Origin of the sequence: Micromonospora sp. B9E7 (assembly GCF_039871815.1) — a bacterium.
Classification (GTDB): Bacteria; Actinomycetota; Actinomycetes; order Mycobacteriales; family Micromonosporaceae; genus Micromonospora.
This window is the reverse complement of sequence record NZ_JBDPLX010000006.1, coordinates 379,879-394,012: the sequence shown is the minus strand read 5'-3', so window position 1 is coordinate 394,012 and position 14,134 is coordinate 379,879. Positions and strand designations below refer to the sequence as shown.

The following is a 14,134-nucleotide window of genomic DNA, read 5'->3' as shown; positions in this document are numbered from 1 at the left end:
TGGACCCAGGACGACCTCGACGCGGTCGCCCGCGAACTCAACGGACGACCACGCCAAACTCTCGACTGGCAGAATCCAGCCGAGGTACTCCACAAACACCTGGTTGCAACAGCCGCTTGAAACCGCCGCACCGGGACACCCCGACTTCAAGAAAACCGAGTCGATCAACCGCAAACGGGCGGGTCAGCGCAGGCCGGCGGCGGCGAGCAGGTTGCCGTCACGGAGCGCCGGGAGTGCCCGGCCCAGAGACATCCGTTGCTCGGCGCGCTGGGCGGTGAACGCGGCGTCGGTGGCGATGGCGGCGGCGTAGCTGGCGGCGGTGCGCTGGGCGATCGCGGACCAGCCGTACTGGTCGTGGACCATCCGGCGGGCGCGGCGGGCCATGACGCGGGCCCGGTCCGGGTCGGACAGCAGGGTGTCGACGGCGTCGGCCAGGCCGTCCGGGTCGTGCGGGCGGAAGGTCATTCCGGTCACCCCCGGCTCGACGATCTCGGCGAGGCCACCGGTGGCGGCGACGGCGAGGGGGGCACCGGCCGCCGCGCCTTCCAGGGCGACCATCCCGAACGGTTCGTAGATGCTCGGCACGGCGAAGCAGTCGGACGCGGCCATCAGCGCCGGCAGGTCGTTGCCGCCGAGGAAGCCCGGCATGCTGACCATGCCGCCCAGGCCGCGGCGGTGCACCTCGGCCTCCAACTCGGCGCGGTACGGCCCGTCGCCGGCGATCACGGCACGCAGCCCCGGGTGACGCTCACGCAGCCGGGGCAGCGCGGCGATCAGGTGCTGGACGCCCTTCTCGTACACCAGGCGGCCGGCGAAGGTGACCAGCGGGCCGTCCCCGGCGAACCGGGCCCGGGCGGCGGCTACGGCACGCGGCGGCACCCGCCAGCGGTGCGGCTCCACGCCGTTGGCTACCACGTCGACCCGCCCGGCCGGTACGCCGAACAGCGCGTTCACCTCGTCACGCATGTAACCGGAGCACACGATCAGCCGGCCGGACTCGCTGCTGAGCCACTGCTCGATGCCGTGGATGGTGCGGTTCATCTCCTCCGGCAGCCAGCCCTGGTGCCGCCCCGCCTCGGTGGCGTGGATCGTGCTGACCAGCGGGATGTCCAGGTGGTCGCGCAACGTCATCGCGGTGTGCGCGACGAGCCAGTCGTGGGCGTGGATGACGTCGTACGAGCCGGCCTGGGTGGCGCGCAGCGCGGTGCGGGTGAGGGTGTGGTTGAAGGCCATGGTCCAGGCCAGCAGCGAGTCGGTGGCGAGTGGGAAGGCCACCGGGTCCTCGGGGGCGCGCAGGATGCGGACGCCGTCGGCGTACTCCTCGAGGGGTGCGCCGTCGCTGTGGCGGGTGACGACGGTGACCTCGTGGCCGGCGGCGGCGAGGGCCACCGACAGGGCGTGCACGTGTCGGCCGAGACCGCCGACGAGCACCGGCGGGTACTCCCAGGACAGCATGAGGATGCGGCGGGTCTGCGGGGGCACCCCGGGGCCGGGCTGCGCCGGCACGGGCGTGCCGGGCTGCGCGGACGGGCCGGACTGCGCGTGGGGCCGGGAGGTGAGCGTGGGCCGGTGGGTCCGGTCCTTGGTGGCAGCGAGCTGCTCGTCGACCCGCAGGGTCACATCAATCTCCGTCCGTGCATGGTGGTGCGCGCCGGCATCAGTGGCGGCGGAGCGAGAGGTGGAAGGGGTGGCCGAGGGCCTGGCGGGACGCGCGCGGACGCTTGTCCCCGATCAAGGAAAGTCCATCGAGCCCAAGAACGCATCCTGAAAAGGGCCATCGTGACGGAGGACACCCGAGGGGTGTAGCACGCATCAGACAGGCCGTTTCCGGGCAGTGGCTGCGAGGATGGATTGGCGCGCCCGGGGGCAGGGCAATACCCGCGCACATCACCATGGGTTGAGGGAGCGACATGCAGGTCTGGCCGGGCGAGCGGTACCCCCTGGGCGCCACCTACGACGGGATGGGCACCAACTTCGCCATCTTCTCCGAGGTGGCCGAGCGGATCGAGCTGTGCCTCTTCGACGAGTGGGACACCGGCGCGGAGCGCCGCGTCGAGCTGCGCGAGGTGGACGCGTACGTGTGGCACGCGTACCTGCCGGGCATCGAGCCGGGGCAGCGCTACGGCTACCGGGTGCACGGCCCGTACGACCCGGCGAACGGGCTGCGCTGCAACCCGCACAAGCTGCTGATCGACCCGTACGCGAAGGCCATCGACGGTGACGTGACGTGGGACCCGGCGGTCTACGACTACGACATGTCCGAGCCGGAGCGGATGAACGAGACCGACTCGGCGCCGTTCATACCGAAGTCGGTGGTGGTGAACCCGTACTTCGACTGGGGCAACGACAAGCCGCCGCGCACCCCGTACCACCACTCGGTGATCTACGAGGCACACGTGCGCGGGCTGACGATGCGGCACCCGGACATCCCGGAGGAGCTGCGCGGCACGTACGCGGGCATCGCCTCCCCGCCGATGATCGACTATCTGACCCGGCTCGGGGTGACGGCGATCGAGCTGATGCCGGTGCACCAGTTCATCCACGACCACCGCCTCGCCGACCTGGGGCTGCGCAACTACTGGGGCTACAACACCATCGGCTTCTTCGCCCCGCACCACGGCTACTCCGCGTTGGGCCGGACCGGCCAGCAGGTGCAGGAGTTCCGGGGCATGGTCAAGGCGCTGCACGCGGCCGGCATCGAGGTCATCCTCGACGTGGTCTACAACCACACCGCCGAGGGCAACCACCTCGGGCCGACGTTGAGCTTCAAGGGCGTGGACGCCCCGAGCTACTACCGGCTCAGCGAGGAGGACCGGCGCTACTTCGTCGACTACACGGGCACCGGCAACAGCCTCAACGTCCGCAGCCCGCACTCCCTGCAACTGATCATGGATTCGTTGCGGTACTGGGTGACCGAGATGCACGTCGACGGGTTCCGGTTCGACCTGGCGGCCACCCTGGCCCGCGAGTTCTACGAGGTGGACCGACTCTCCACGTTCTTCGAGGTGGTGCAGCAGGACCCGGTGGTCAGTCGGGTGAAGCTGATCGCCGAGCCGTGGGACGTCGGCCCGGGCGGCTACCAGGTGGGCAACTTCCCGCCGTTGTGGACGGAGTGGAACGGAAAATACCGGGACACCGTGCGGGACTTCTGGCGTGGTGAGCCGGCCACGCTGGCCGAGTTCGCGTCGCGCATCTCCGGGTCCGCCGACCTCTACCAGGACGACGGCCGTCGACCGTTCCACAGCATCAACTTCGTCACCGTGCACGACGGGTTCACCCTCAACGACCTGGTGTCGTACAACGACAAGCACAACGAGGCCAACGGCGAGGACAACCGGGACGGCGAGAGCCACAACCGGTCCTGGAACTGCGGGGTCGAGGGTGACACCGACGACGAGGCGGTGCTCGCGCTGCGGGCCAAGCAGCGGCGCAACTTCCTGGCCACCCTGATGCTGTCGCAGGGGGTGCCGATGATCGGCCACGGCGACGAGCTGGGTCGTACCCAGCGTGGCAACAACAACGTCTACTGCCAGGACAGCGAGCTGGCCTGGGTCGACTGGGACAACGTCGACGAGCAACTGTTGGAGTTCGTCCGGACGCTCACCGACTTCCGCAGCCGGCACCAGGTGTTCCGCCGCCGCCGGTTCTTCACCGGTCTGCCCGTGAACGGGCGCGGCACCGACGAGCCGCTGCCCGATCTGGCCTGGCACACGCCGGACGGGCGGGAGATGACCGGCGACGACTGGGGCAACGACTTCGGCCGCTCGGTGGCGTTGTTCGTCAACGGCGAGGGCATCCGGGAACGCGGCCAGTACGGCCAGAAGCACCACGACGCCTCGTTCCTGCTCTGCTTCAACGCCCACGACGCGCCGCTGGACTTCACCATGCCCGGCAGCGAGTACGGCCAGAAGTGGGAACGGGTGATCAGCACGGCCGACCCCGAGCCCGACGACGCGACGGTGATCAGCGCGGGCGGCACCATCCGGGTGCCGGACCGTTCCCTGGTGGTGTTGGAGAGGACGATCTGACATGCCGGCCACCCCTCCCAAGGCCACCTACCGGATCCAGGTCCGCCCCGGCTTCGACCTGGACGCCACCGCCGCGATCGTCGACTACCTGGACGACCTCGGCGTCAGCCACCTCTACAGCGCCCCGCTGCTGACCGCGACCCCCGGCTCCCAGCACGGCTACGACGTGGTCGACCACCGGGCCGTCAGCCCGGAGTTGGGCGGGGAGGCCGCCCGGCAGCGGTTGCTCAGCGCGTTGCGCGACAGGCAGCTCGGCCTGGTCGTCGACATCGTGCCCAACCACGCCGGGGTGGCCGTCCCGGTCGCGAACCCGGCCTGGTGGGACGTGCTGCGCCGGGGGCGCGACTCGTCGTACGCCGACTGGTTCGACATCGACTGGGACCGGGGCCGGCTGCTGCTGCCGGTCCTGGCCGACGACCCGGCCGCGCTGGACGACCTCAAGCTGGTCGACGGCGAGTTGCGCTACCACGAGCACCGTTTCCCGGTCGCCGACGGCACCGGCGACGGCAGCGCGGGGGAGGTGCACGACCGGCAGCACTACGAGCTGGTCTCCTGGCGGCGCGGTGCCGCCGAGCTGACGTACCGCCGGTTCTTCGCCATCGCGGGCCTGGCCGGTCTGCGCGTGGAGGACCCGGCGGTGTTCGCCGCCACCCACGACCTGATCCTGCGCTGGGCCGCCGCCGGGGAGGTCGACGGCATCCGCGTCGACCACCCGGACGGCCTGCGCGACCCGGCCGGCTACCTGACCCGGTTGCGGGCCGCCGCGCCCGACGCCTGGCTGGTGGTGGAGAAGATCCTGGAGTACGGCGAGGAGCTGCCGGACTGGCCGGTGGACGGCACCACCGGCTACGACGCCCTGGCCGCGGTCAACGGGCTCTTCGTCGACACCGACGCCGAGGGCGACTTCACCGTGCTGGACACCCAGCTCAGCGGCCGGCGTACCTCGTGGGAGGACCTGACCCACGCCACCAAGCTGGCCGCCGCGACACAGCTGCTCGCCGCCGAGCTGACCCGGTTGGCCGCCCTCGCCCCGGAGGTGCCGACCGAGCAGGCCCGCGCGGCGCTCGCCGAGCTGGCCGCCGCGTTCGACGTCTACCGGGGCTACCCGCCGCACGGCGCCCGGCACCTCGCCGCCGCCCGCTCCGAGGCCGGCCGCCGCCGCCCCGACCTGGCCGGCGCCCTGGACGCGGTCACCCGCCGACTGCGTAACCCCGACGACGAGCTGGCCCAACGGTTCCCGCAGCTCACCGGCGCGGTGATGGCCAAGGGCGTGGAGGACACCGCGTTCTACCGCTGGACCCGCTTCGTGGCGGTCAACGAGGTCGGCGGCAGCCCCGCCCACTTCGGGGTGCCACCGGCGGAGTTCCACCGCTTCGCCGCCGCCCAGCAGGTCCGCTGGCCCGCCAGCATGACCACCCTGTCCACCCACGACACCAAACGCGGCGAGGACGTCCGCGCCCGGCTCGCCGTGCTCAGCGAACTGCCGGGCCGCTGGGCGGAGCAGGTCAAGACCTGGATGGAGTACGCGCCGCTGCCCGACCCGGCGTTCGCCCACCTGCTCTGGCAGACCGCCGTCGGCGCGTGGCCGATCGAACGGGAGCGGCTGCACGCGTACGTCGAGAAGGCCGCTCGGGAGGCCGGGGCCTCGACCAGTTGGGCGGACCCGGACCCGGCCTTCGAGCAGGCCCTGCACGACGTGGTCGACCGCATGTACGACGACCCGAGCCTGCACGACGAGCTGACCGAACTCGCCGCCGCCATCGCCCCGGCCGGCTGGTGCAACTCGCTCGGGCAGAAGCTGATCCAACTCACCATGCCCGGGGTGCCGGACACCTACCAGGGCACCGAGCTGTGGGACAACTCCCTGGTCGACCCGGACAACCGCCGGCCGGTCGACTTCGACGTACGCCGAGAGATGCTGGCACGCCTCGACGGCGGCTGGCGTCCCCCGGTCGACACCGACGGAGCGGCGAAGCTGCTCGTCGTGTCGCGGACGCTGCGGTTGCGGCGGGCGCACCCGGAGCTGTTCACCACCTACCGGCCGGTGCCGGCGCACGGGCCGGTAGGCCGGCACGTGGTGGCGTTCGACCGGGGTGGCGTGATCGCCGTGGCGACCCGCCTGCCGCTGGGCCTGGCCCGGGCCGGTGGGTGGTGTGACACAGCCCTGTCACTTCCCGTTCACGAGATGAAGGACCTGTTCACCGACCGGGTCTACAGTGGCGGAGAGACGCCTCTGGACGACCTTCTGGCCGACTATCCCGTGGCTCTGCTGGCTCCTCCCACCGCTGCCGAGGAGGCCGTTTCATGACCGAATTCTCCGTCTGGGCACCGGACGCCACCCGCGTGCGACTGCGCCTGGCCGGCGACACCGACCACGAGATGCGTGCCACCGCCGACGGCTGGTGGCAGGTCGACGTCCCCGACGCCGGCCCCGACTACTCCTTTCTGCTGAACGACGACGAAACCCCCCTGCCCGACCCCCGCTCCCCGTGGCAGCCTGCGGGTGTGCACGGGCCGAGCCGCCGCTACGACCATCTTGCGTTCCAGTGGACTGATTCCTCCTGGACCGGCCGGCAACTGCCCGGCAGCATCCTCTACGAGCTGCACATCGGCACCTTCACCCCGGAAGGCACCTTCGACGCGGCCATCGACCGCCTCGACCACCTGGTGAACCTCGGTGTCGACCTGATCGAGCTGCTCCCGGTCAACGCCTTCAACGGCGAACACAACTGGGGGTACGACGGCGTCTGCTGGTACGCCCCACACGAGCCCTACGGCGGCCCCGACGGCCTGAAACGGTTCGTCGACGCCGCCCATGCCAAAGGGTTGGGGGTGATCCTCGACGTTGTCTACAACCATTTCGGGCCCTCCGGGGCCTACGCGCCACGGTTCGGGCCCTACCTCGCCGAGCAGAGCAACAGTTGGGGCCGCTCGATCAACCTGGACGGCCCGCACTCCGACGAGGTACGCCGCTACATCATCGACAGCGTGCTCATGTGGCTGCGCGACTACCACGTCGACGGCCTACGCCTGGACGCCGTGCACGCCCTGCGCGACTCGCGGGCGGTGCCGATCCTGGAAGAGCTGGCGGTTTCCGTCGAGTCGCTGTCGACGCACCTGGGGCGGCCGTTGTCGCTCATCGCCGAATCCGACCTCAACGACCCGCGGCTCATCACGCCTCGCGAGGCTGGCGGGTTCGGGCTGCACGCCCAGTGGAACGACGACGCCCACCACGCGCTGCACACGTTGCTGACGGGGGAGCGGCAGGGGTACTACGGGGATTTCGGCTCTTTGGAGACGTTGTCGGACGTGCTAACCGGTGGGTTCTTCCACGCGGGGACCTGGTCGAGCTTCCGCAACCGGCACCATGGGCGGCCTCTCGACTCGCGGGTGCCTGGGCACCGGCTGGTGGCTTACCTCCAGAACCACGACCAGATCGGGAACCGGGCTACCGGGGACCGGATCTCGGCTTCGCTGTCGCCTTCTCTGTTGCGGGTCGGGGCTGTGTTGCTGTTGACGGCGCCGTTCACTCCGATGCTGTTCATGGGGGAGGAGTGGGCTGCTTCTACGCCGTGGCAGTTCTTCACCTCGCACCCGGAGCCGGAGTTGGCCTCTGCGGTGCGGACCGGGCGGCGGCGGGAGTTCGCCTCGCACGGGTGGCCGGAGGGCGATGTGCCGGACCCGCAGGACCCGGAGACGTTCGTACGGTCGCGGTTGGACTGGGCCGAGCTGGACAAGCCTGAGCATGCTTCGATGCTGTCGTTCTACCAGCGGTTGATCGGGCTGCGTCGGTCTCTTCCTGACCTCTCGGATCCTCGGTTGAACGCTGTTTCTGTGCAGCATGGGGACCAGTTCCTGGTGATGCGGCGGGGGGACACGCTTGTTGTCGCCAACCTCGCGGGGCGGGGGCAGGGGGTGTCGCTGCCTGGGGTGGCTCGGCGGGTGCTGCTGGCTACGGGGGAGGGCGTCACGGTGATGCGGGACCGGATCGAGCTGCCAGCGGAGACTGCGGCGATCGTGGCGCTGTGATGGGTTGCCCGATCCGGCACGGCTTGGAGCTGATTGCCAGCGAACATGCTGACTGCGGAGCGGTGCGTGCCTGGCCCGACTACGGCGGATTCAGCCCGATGCGTAGTAGCTAGATAAGAGCATATTCGGCCAACCTGCGAAGTTGAGGGCTGGCCCATCGGTCATGCGTCTCAATCCGATTTACGAGGACGGGCAGACGCTCCGTCCAGACGCCGAAGCAACATGCTTGCGAAGACCAAGAGTTCCCAAACCTCGGCCGGGTCGTTCGGCTCGTAAGATTTGTGAGCCAAAGGGTTCCGGTAAGCCGCGAAAGCGCCCATGAATATCCACATCAAGCCCTCTTGTTCGCTCACCCCATCCTCGGCCCCATTCGGAGCGAAAATTAGTGAACCGTCCTTGGGGTTCATTGTGTAACTCATGAGCCGTTGACCAAATTGAAACTTCGCGGGAATGATGTCGTGTTGCCCGGCAGTCCGCTTCACGCTTAGTTCTACTGCCTGAAACGCTTCGAGGGCGGAGTGTGCCAGGTGACCGTCGTCGAAAATCTGTTCCGCTTTCGCAAGGTCTCGGTGTAGGATGAACGGTCGATGTGGATATTTCGTCCTCTCGACGTCGAGCGAATCGGTAGACGTATCCGGAGCTATCTCGGACTCCCCTTGATTGAGCAGAGAGGATCGAATTTGCCAATAGTCCGTAAATGTTCTGACGGAAGAAAACTTTCGAATATTTCGACCAATGGTGATCGACCAACCATCGGCATTCGGTCCTGAAAGACCGCACGTCCACGGCTCTGGGCTGACGATATGGAAGATTTGATCCGCGATCGTCTCACCTGCTCTTCCGGCCGGTAATCCCGGAAGGTATTGGAGCACCTGCTGCCTAGTCAGCTTGGGTGATGATTCTGGATCCCCCCAAAATCGGTCCACCTCCACGGCGATTTTTAGCAACCCCAGAAATGTATTTATATAAATGCTCGCACCCGGGCAGTTGGATACACCCGCGATGGTCAATCGGAGCTGTGTTTCAGCTGATGGGTGGGAAGGGCGCCTGGTGTCTATACCGACCAAGAGATCGGCGGGAACCTCCTTCATCGCATCCTCGAACAAGCGATCCTGCTGATATAAACCCCTGTCGATGTCTGCGAATACAGGCCAACTTCCTCGGATGTTAAACCGTTCCCAAATTAGGTCTAGGAGTGCCCTCCCACTGTCTCCACTGGGGGACGGAATACCCGCAGGCGCGACCGGTCGGAGAGCCACGCTTACCTCTTCCTCAATTAAATGCACCTAATCGGTGACGTAGCCATTAAAGAACAACCCTCGGTGAAACAAACAACCCTCGGTGAAACACCGGTGAACCCCGCGCCCTGCCTGGTCCGCTGTGGACCTAGTTGCCAAGATGCGCCTTAGTCCATCAAGACAAGTATGCTGCGTTCGCTGCTTGTCTTGTTGATCAAATCTACTCTGTCAGTGGCCAAAGTGCGGACAATTTGAATACCAAGACGTATCGCTGTCTTGCTTGCCTCGATAACGTCGTCCATTGCAACGCCGACTCCATGGACCACCTTGCTTCGAAGTCGATAAAGATCCGCCACCTCGCGCCGAAGCTGCTGTCGCTCAGGTCCAGGCGGGCGGAGGAGACGCGCGATCGCTGATGAAACACGTAGAGTCATCTCTGCATCCCCGCCGAATATAGCTTCCCAGCAAATCACTGAATCAATTAAGGAGTCGAACGGGTCCCGTCGTTCAGCGACTGCCCGCAGTAGCCGGGCTGGCGCCACGCCCAGTCTAAGAAGTTCGACGGAATCCAGCCTCCCGATCCACTCTCGCCATGACTCCACTTCCATTGAACTTAGGGTGGAGGGGACACGAGGTGCAGACAATTCTGGGTCGGATATGCCAACCGAGCCGCCTTGCCCGATCGGTTGAACAAAGCGACGCCACACTGGCAGCACGACCGGGATCGTGGCTCGTTCCAGTGCTAGCATTAATGCAATTCTAACCTGCAATACTCTTTTTTCCAGCTCAAGGGTACTTGATTGTTTCGGCCAGGTGAAGTCGGCGGTGAAGTCGATTGGGGCAGCTGGCATGTCGATGCGAAAAGGGACATCTACTTCGAGAATGACGTCTCCAGCGTCGGAAATTACCACCTCTTCTCCCGATTCGGCCTGGCCAACTGTTCTCCGCTCGACCATCGAGTCTACAAACTCCGGATGATCCTCGAACCGGGCCGAACGAAGACGTCCCCACCCTAACTCGATCACGGCATTCGACGGGAGGGTTGCTCCAGTAAAGGAACACAGTCCCGTTGTCTTGACGGTCGATCCCGAGAGTGCGGTTCTCGCTTTGTCAAGCGCGGTTGGAAGCGCCTCCACTAAGTTCTCTAACGAAGGTGTCGCAGGATTGTGCATGCGCACTTGTTCCCATGCGGCGCTGATGATTGAAGTGCCCGCGAAGGTCCCCTGGATCGAAGTTGCTTGACCCGCCGTCGTAACGATATAGACGCCAGCGTTCTCGTCGCCGAGGCGGAAGGGCAGGCTTGGATCGCTGGTGACAGCCGCTCGTAAGCGCTGCATCACGGGCGACGCATAGGGGCCCAATATGCCCGCATGGGGGTTGCGTAGGTTTAGGAGAAGTTCGCCATAAATTTCCACTGCCGCTTCGGTCAAGGCATCAAGAAGATCATCTTCACTCTTTGTGAATCTCGGCAGGGGTTGAGTGGTTGACCGAATCCGCAGGTAGTTCAAAGCGGATGTGTTGACCTCTGGATAGTACTGGGTTAAGCCCGATAGGATTAGGCGTGCCGATCCAGGGTGGCCGACCGATGACTGCCCTTGCCGCAGAAGAGTGATCAACAGATCGAGCGCTTCGGCTTGGTTTGGAGTTAATGGTCCTGACGGGTTAACGAGAACCCAGTCTATGAAAGCTTTACCCAGGACCTCGCAAAGGAATTCGAGTTGCCCCTCCATGTCGTTGGGGATTAGCGGCACCAGCTTCATTATTCAGCCCTCTTTGCTGCTTGTATTTCAGCCATTCTCGCTCGTCTAGATCGCGATGCGGCTTGCCACCGGTTGACAGGGCTAGAGCCACGGACCGCCGGTCTGGGTCGCCGCTGCACGATCTCACAGCCCATCAACCGATCGCGACCCCAGTAATTGCTGAAGCGAACAACTCGCGCCAAACGGGCAGGGAAGAGTGGCCGTCAATTGAACCGGAGCGCTCCGCAGGGCTGCTGTACAAAACAAGCGGGAGGGGCTACCAGGTGACCTTCAGCCGTTCGGAAGGTAACGTCGATATCGTCAGGATTGGCTGTTGTGATCATCATCCGTCGGCGCGAGGTTGGAGTGCTGCAATGCCCCCACGCGCAACCACCATCGTCGACCCGCGCTTCGCCTCTGAGCTGCGGCGACTTCGTGAGGCGAGGGGTCTCTCACTACGGCAGCTTGCAGCTGCTGTCAAACACGGTAAGAGCCTGATCCACCAGTTCGAAGCGGGGCAGACGAAGCCCACGGTGGACGTAGCGGTCCGGCTCGACGACGCACTTCACGCATGCGGCGCTTTGGCGGCACTAGTCACCAATGCTCCTGACAGCGACGACCGCCTGGCATTCGTGACGGCGTATCCCCGCCGTGTTGACCGTGCCGCCGCAGATGCCCTCGCCGGCCTTCTGGCCGGCTACCGCCGGCTGGAGGATGCCATTGGGTCGGGCCCCATCATGGCACCAGTTCGAGCCCATCTCGGGACCGTGACAGGTTTGCTGCGGCATGCTCCGCCTGACGTACGGCCCCGAGTCGTCGACCTCGCTGGGCAGTGGGCGCAGTTCGCCGGCTGGCTGAGCATGGCGCGCGGTGATGGGCGTGCTGCCACGATCTGGAACGCGAGGGCTCTGCAGTGGGCTACTGAGGCTGGCAACACGGATCTGGTCGCCGCCGTACTATCGTTTCAGGGGCACCAGGCGGAGTTGCGGCACGATCTCCCGGCCATGATCGTACTGTCGCGGGAGTCGCGGCGCGACGAGACGGTGAATACGGCCCTGCGCGCCTACTGCGCAGGGCAGGAGGCCAGAGGTCTAGCCATGGCCGGAGCAGCTAGCGCTGACATACTCGCGCGGCTGTCGGAGGCGTCGGACCTTTCGGCTCAGGCGGCAGAGGAGCCACTGTCCCCTTGGGGCTACTGGTATACACCATCGTTCTTCGCTGTCCAGCAGGGCAGTGTCTGGCGTTATCTGGGTGCTGAGGACAGTCGTGCGAATGGTCGCGCTCTTGAGCTGCTGACGGCCGGTATCGCAGGCGTCAGCGAGGACGCCGGTGGCGCAGAGTGGCACGGCCGAAACCTGGTGCATCTCGCCGTCAGCCAGGCGCAGGCCGGGGATGCGGCGGCGGCCCGCGAAACCCTGGCGGCGGCAGACGCCATTGCGCTTGCCACGGCATCCCGAGAACTCGCCCGCCAAGTGACCGCAGCCGTTCACCACCTCCGACTGTCCGCTATGCCGTAACGGACGCGTTTCGCCTGGTCCACCACCGGTCCTCACACGGACGATAACGGTGGGTGACGGCACTTGGGGCTACTCAAAGACTGATGTCGCGCCCACTGTTCGATGGAGGTGGGCATGCAAGGCGACGAGTCGGCGAACAAGGGTGAGCGGTCAGAAGCGGCCGAGCGGGAGGCTGCCAAACAGCGACTCCTAGCCCAGGCCGAGGCGGAGCGCGTACCCGTGGAGGACACGACCCGTGCGGTCCCGGACCGGCGGTGGCGGCGTGACCAGCGATGACGTCCCGATCGGTCGTCGGGTGGCGAGCTGGCGGGTGCGGCGGTCGATGACGCAGCAGATGCTCGCCGACCGGCTGCGCAGGTCGAAGAGCTGGGTGGACAAGATCGAGCGGGGTGCCCGCACCCTGGACCGGTACTCGGTGATCCAGGAGCTGGCCCACGTCCTGCGGGTGGAGCCGGAGGTGCTGCTCGGCCAGCCGCGGAGCACCCCGGCGGGCACGCCGGACGGGGTGGACGACATCCGGGCCGCGCTCGCCCGCTACGGCATCGCGCAGGCTCCACCGCAGACGGACGAGCTGAGGAGGCAGGTCGGGCATGCCTGGTTGACGTACCAGCACGCGCACTACGGCCAGTTGGTGCGGGTGTTGCCGGGTCTGCTCGACACTGCCCAGGGCGCGCAGAAACCAGACCTGCTGGTGCAGGCGTACCGGATCACCTCGTCGCTCCTGGTGAAGCTCGGCGAGGCCGACCTCGGCTGGCTGGCCGCCGACCGGGCGATGTCCGCCGCCGGTGACGACCCGATCCTGGCGGCAACGGCGGCCATCTCGGTCGCCCAGGCGCTCCGCGCGTCAAACCGCGACCCCCTGGCCCTAACAGCGGCCCTAACCGCCGCGAACCGCATCACCACCACCTCGGCGCGCCTCGGTGATCATGAGGTTGACGGGCCTCATGAAGATCAAACCGGCCGTCAACCTCATGATCGCCGGGGCGGGGGCAGGGTCGCGCCGCAGTGGTCGGCGGGGGAGTGGGCCGTGGGTGGGACGTTGCTGGTGCAGGCCGCGCTGGCCGCCGCGGGCTGCGGTGACACCCGCCGCGCCGACGAGATGATCGGCCGGGCCGCGGGGATCGCCGCCGGGCTCAGGGGGTACGACGATCCGCACCGCACCAGTTTCGGGCCGGTCGCCGTCGAGGTGGCGCGGGTGGTGGTGGCGGCCTTACGGGGTGACGCCGACGAGGCGCTCCAACGGCATGCGGTGATCGTGCGGCGGGAGGGGTGGCGGCGGCTGCCGGCCGAGTATCGGGGTGCGTACCTGGTCGACGTCGCGCGGGCGTACCTGCGACTGGGTGACCTGCGTGGGGCGGCCCGCGCCCTGGTGGACGCGGACAGTGTCGCGCCGGCTGAGGTTCGGTGCCGGCCGTTGGCGCGTACCGTCATCGCCGATGTCGCCCGCGCGCAGCCGGCACCGGCCGGTGTGGCGCGACTGGCGACGCTGGTCGGCCTGACCCGTTGACGGCCGGCGCTCGGCCACCACCTTGCTCCGCGCCGGCCTCGTCGGCGGTGCGTGAGGGCGATTACCGCGTATCAGC

General features: G+C 67.1%; 9 protein-coding genes and 1 pseudogene. 7 read left to right on the top strand and 3 right to left on the bottom strand.

Features of this window, described 5'->3' with window-relative positions; all coding sequences use genetic code 11:
- Positions 1 to 120 (top strand): annotated as a pseudogene (locus ABGB10_RS13210) (IS30 family transposase); the annotation flags it as partial.
- A 63-nt stretch (positions 121 to 183) separates the two neighbouring features.
- Here ABGB10_RS13210 and ABGB10_RS13205 read toward each other — a convergent pair.
- The gene (locus ABGB10_RS13205; protein WP_347661179.1) at positions 184 to 1,455 is read right to left on the bottom strand and encodes a glycosyltransferase family 4 protein; all 1,272 of its coding nucleotides are present in this window, start codon (positions 1,453 to 1,455) and stop codon (positions 184 to 186) included.
- Positions 1,456 to 1,910: 455 nt separating this feature from the next.
- Between ABGB10_RS13205 and glgX the strand changes: the two genes are divergently transcribed.
- Genes glgX through treZ form a run of 3 tightly spaced genes read left to right on the top strand, consistent with a single transcriptional unit; the run spans position 1,911 to position 8,057 of the window.
- Positions 1,911 to 4,028 (top strand): glycogen debranching protein GlgX, encoded by a 2,118-nt coding sequence (gene glgX, locus ABGB10_RS13200; protein ID WP_347661158.1) that lies wholly within the window; start codon positions 1,911 to 1,913, stop codon positions 4,026 to 4,028.
- A 1-nt stretch (position 4,029) separates the two neighbouring features.
- A complete protein-coding gene (treY, locus tag ABGB10_RS13195) occupies positions 4,030 to 6,336 on the top strand; it encodes a malto-oligosyltrehalose synthase (protein ID WP_347661157.1) in 2,307 nt (768 codons plus the stop codon).
- Positions 6,333 to 8,057, top strand: a complete 1,725-nt coding sequence (gene treZ / locus ABGB10_RS13190) for a malto-oligosyltrehalose trehalohydrolase (protein ID WP_347661156.1) — start codon at positions 6,333 to 6,335, stop codon at positions 8,055 to 8,057. The genes treY and treZ overlap by 4 nt, the downstream gene beginning before the upstream one ends.
- A 170-nt stretch (positions 8,058 to 8,227) precedes the next feature.
- On the opposite strand, the gene ABGB10_RS13185 is transcribed toward treZ, so the two are convergent.
- Positions 8,228 to 9,163, bottom strand: a complete 936-nt coding sequence (locus ABGB10_RS13185) for a TIGR02391 family protein (protein ID WP_347661155.1) — start codon at positions 9,161 to 9,163, stop codon at positions 8,228 to 8,230.
- A gap of 299 nt (positions 9,164 to 9,462) precedes the next feature.
- Positions 9,463 to 11,055 carry a hypothetical protein gene (locus ABGB10_RS13180; protein ID WP_347661154.1) on the bottom strand — a complete coding sequence of 531 codons (1,593 nt, stop codon included), beginning with the start codon at positions 11,053 to 11,055 and terminating at the stop codon, positions 9,463 to 9,465.
- A 263-nt stretch (positions 11,056 to 11,318) separates the two neighbouring features.
- On the opposite strand from ABGB10_RS13180, the gene ABGB10_RS13175 reads away from it, so the two are divergent.
- The 3 genes from ABGB10_RS13175 to ABGB10_RS13165 all read left to right on the top strand — a co-directional run bounded on the left by ABGB10_RS13175 (position 11,319) and on the right by ABGB10_RS13165 (position 14,058).
- A complete protein-coding gene (locus tag ABGB10_RS13175; RefSeq protein ID WP_347661153.1) occupies positions 11,319 to 12,551 on the top strand; it encodes a helix-turn-helix transcriptional regulator in 1,233 nt (410 codons plus the stop codon).
- A 114-nt stretch (positions 12,552 to 12,665) separates the two neighbouring features.
- Positions 12,666 to 12,827 carry a hypothetical protein gene (locus ABGB10_RS13170; RefSeq protein ID WP_347661152.1) on the top strand — a complete coding sequence of 54 codons (162 nt, stop codon included), beginning with the start codon at positions 12,666 to 12,668 and terminating at the stop codon, positions 12,825 to 12,827.
- Complete coding sequence (locus ABGB10_RS13165) at positions 12,814 to 14,058, top strand: helix-turn-helix domain-containing protein (protein ID WP_347661151.1); 1,245 nt, start codon at positions 12,814 to 12,816, stop codon at positions 14,056 to 14,058. The genes ABGB10_RS13170 and ABGB10_RS13165 overlap by 14 nt, the downstream gene beginning before the upstream one ends.
- Positions 14,059 to 14,134: the final 76 nt, after the last annotated feature.

Excerpts from the sequence above, each read along its gene's own strand:
- treZ (WP_347661156.1), top strand. The coding sequence starts at position 6,333 with ATGACCGAATTCTCCGTCTGGGCACCGGACGCCACCCGCGTGCGACTG.
- glgX (WP_347661158.1), top strand. The coding sequence starts at position 1,911 with ATGCAGGTCTGGCCGGGCGAGCGGTACCCCCTGGGCGCCACCTACGAC.
- ABGB10_RS13205 (WP_347661179.1), bottom strand. The coding sequence starts at position 1,455 with ATGCTGTCCTGGGAGTACCCGCCGGTGCTCGTCGGCGGTCTCGGCCGA.
- ABGB10_RS13170 (WP_347661152.1), top strand. The coding sequence starts at position 12,666 with ATGCAAGGCGACGAGTCGGCGAACAAGGGTGAGCGGTCAGAAGCGGCC.
- treY (WP_347661157.1), top strand. The coding sequence starts at position 4,030 with ATGCCGGCCACCCCTCCCAAGGCCACCTACCGGATCCAGGTCCGCCCC.
- ABGB10_RS13180 (WP_347661154.1), bottom strand. The coding sequence starts at position 11,055 with ATGAAGCTGGTGCCGCTAATCCCCAACGACATGGAGGGGCAACTCGAA.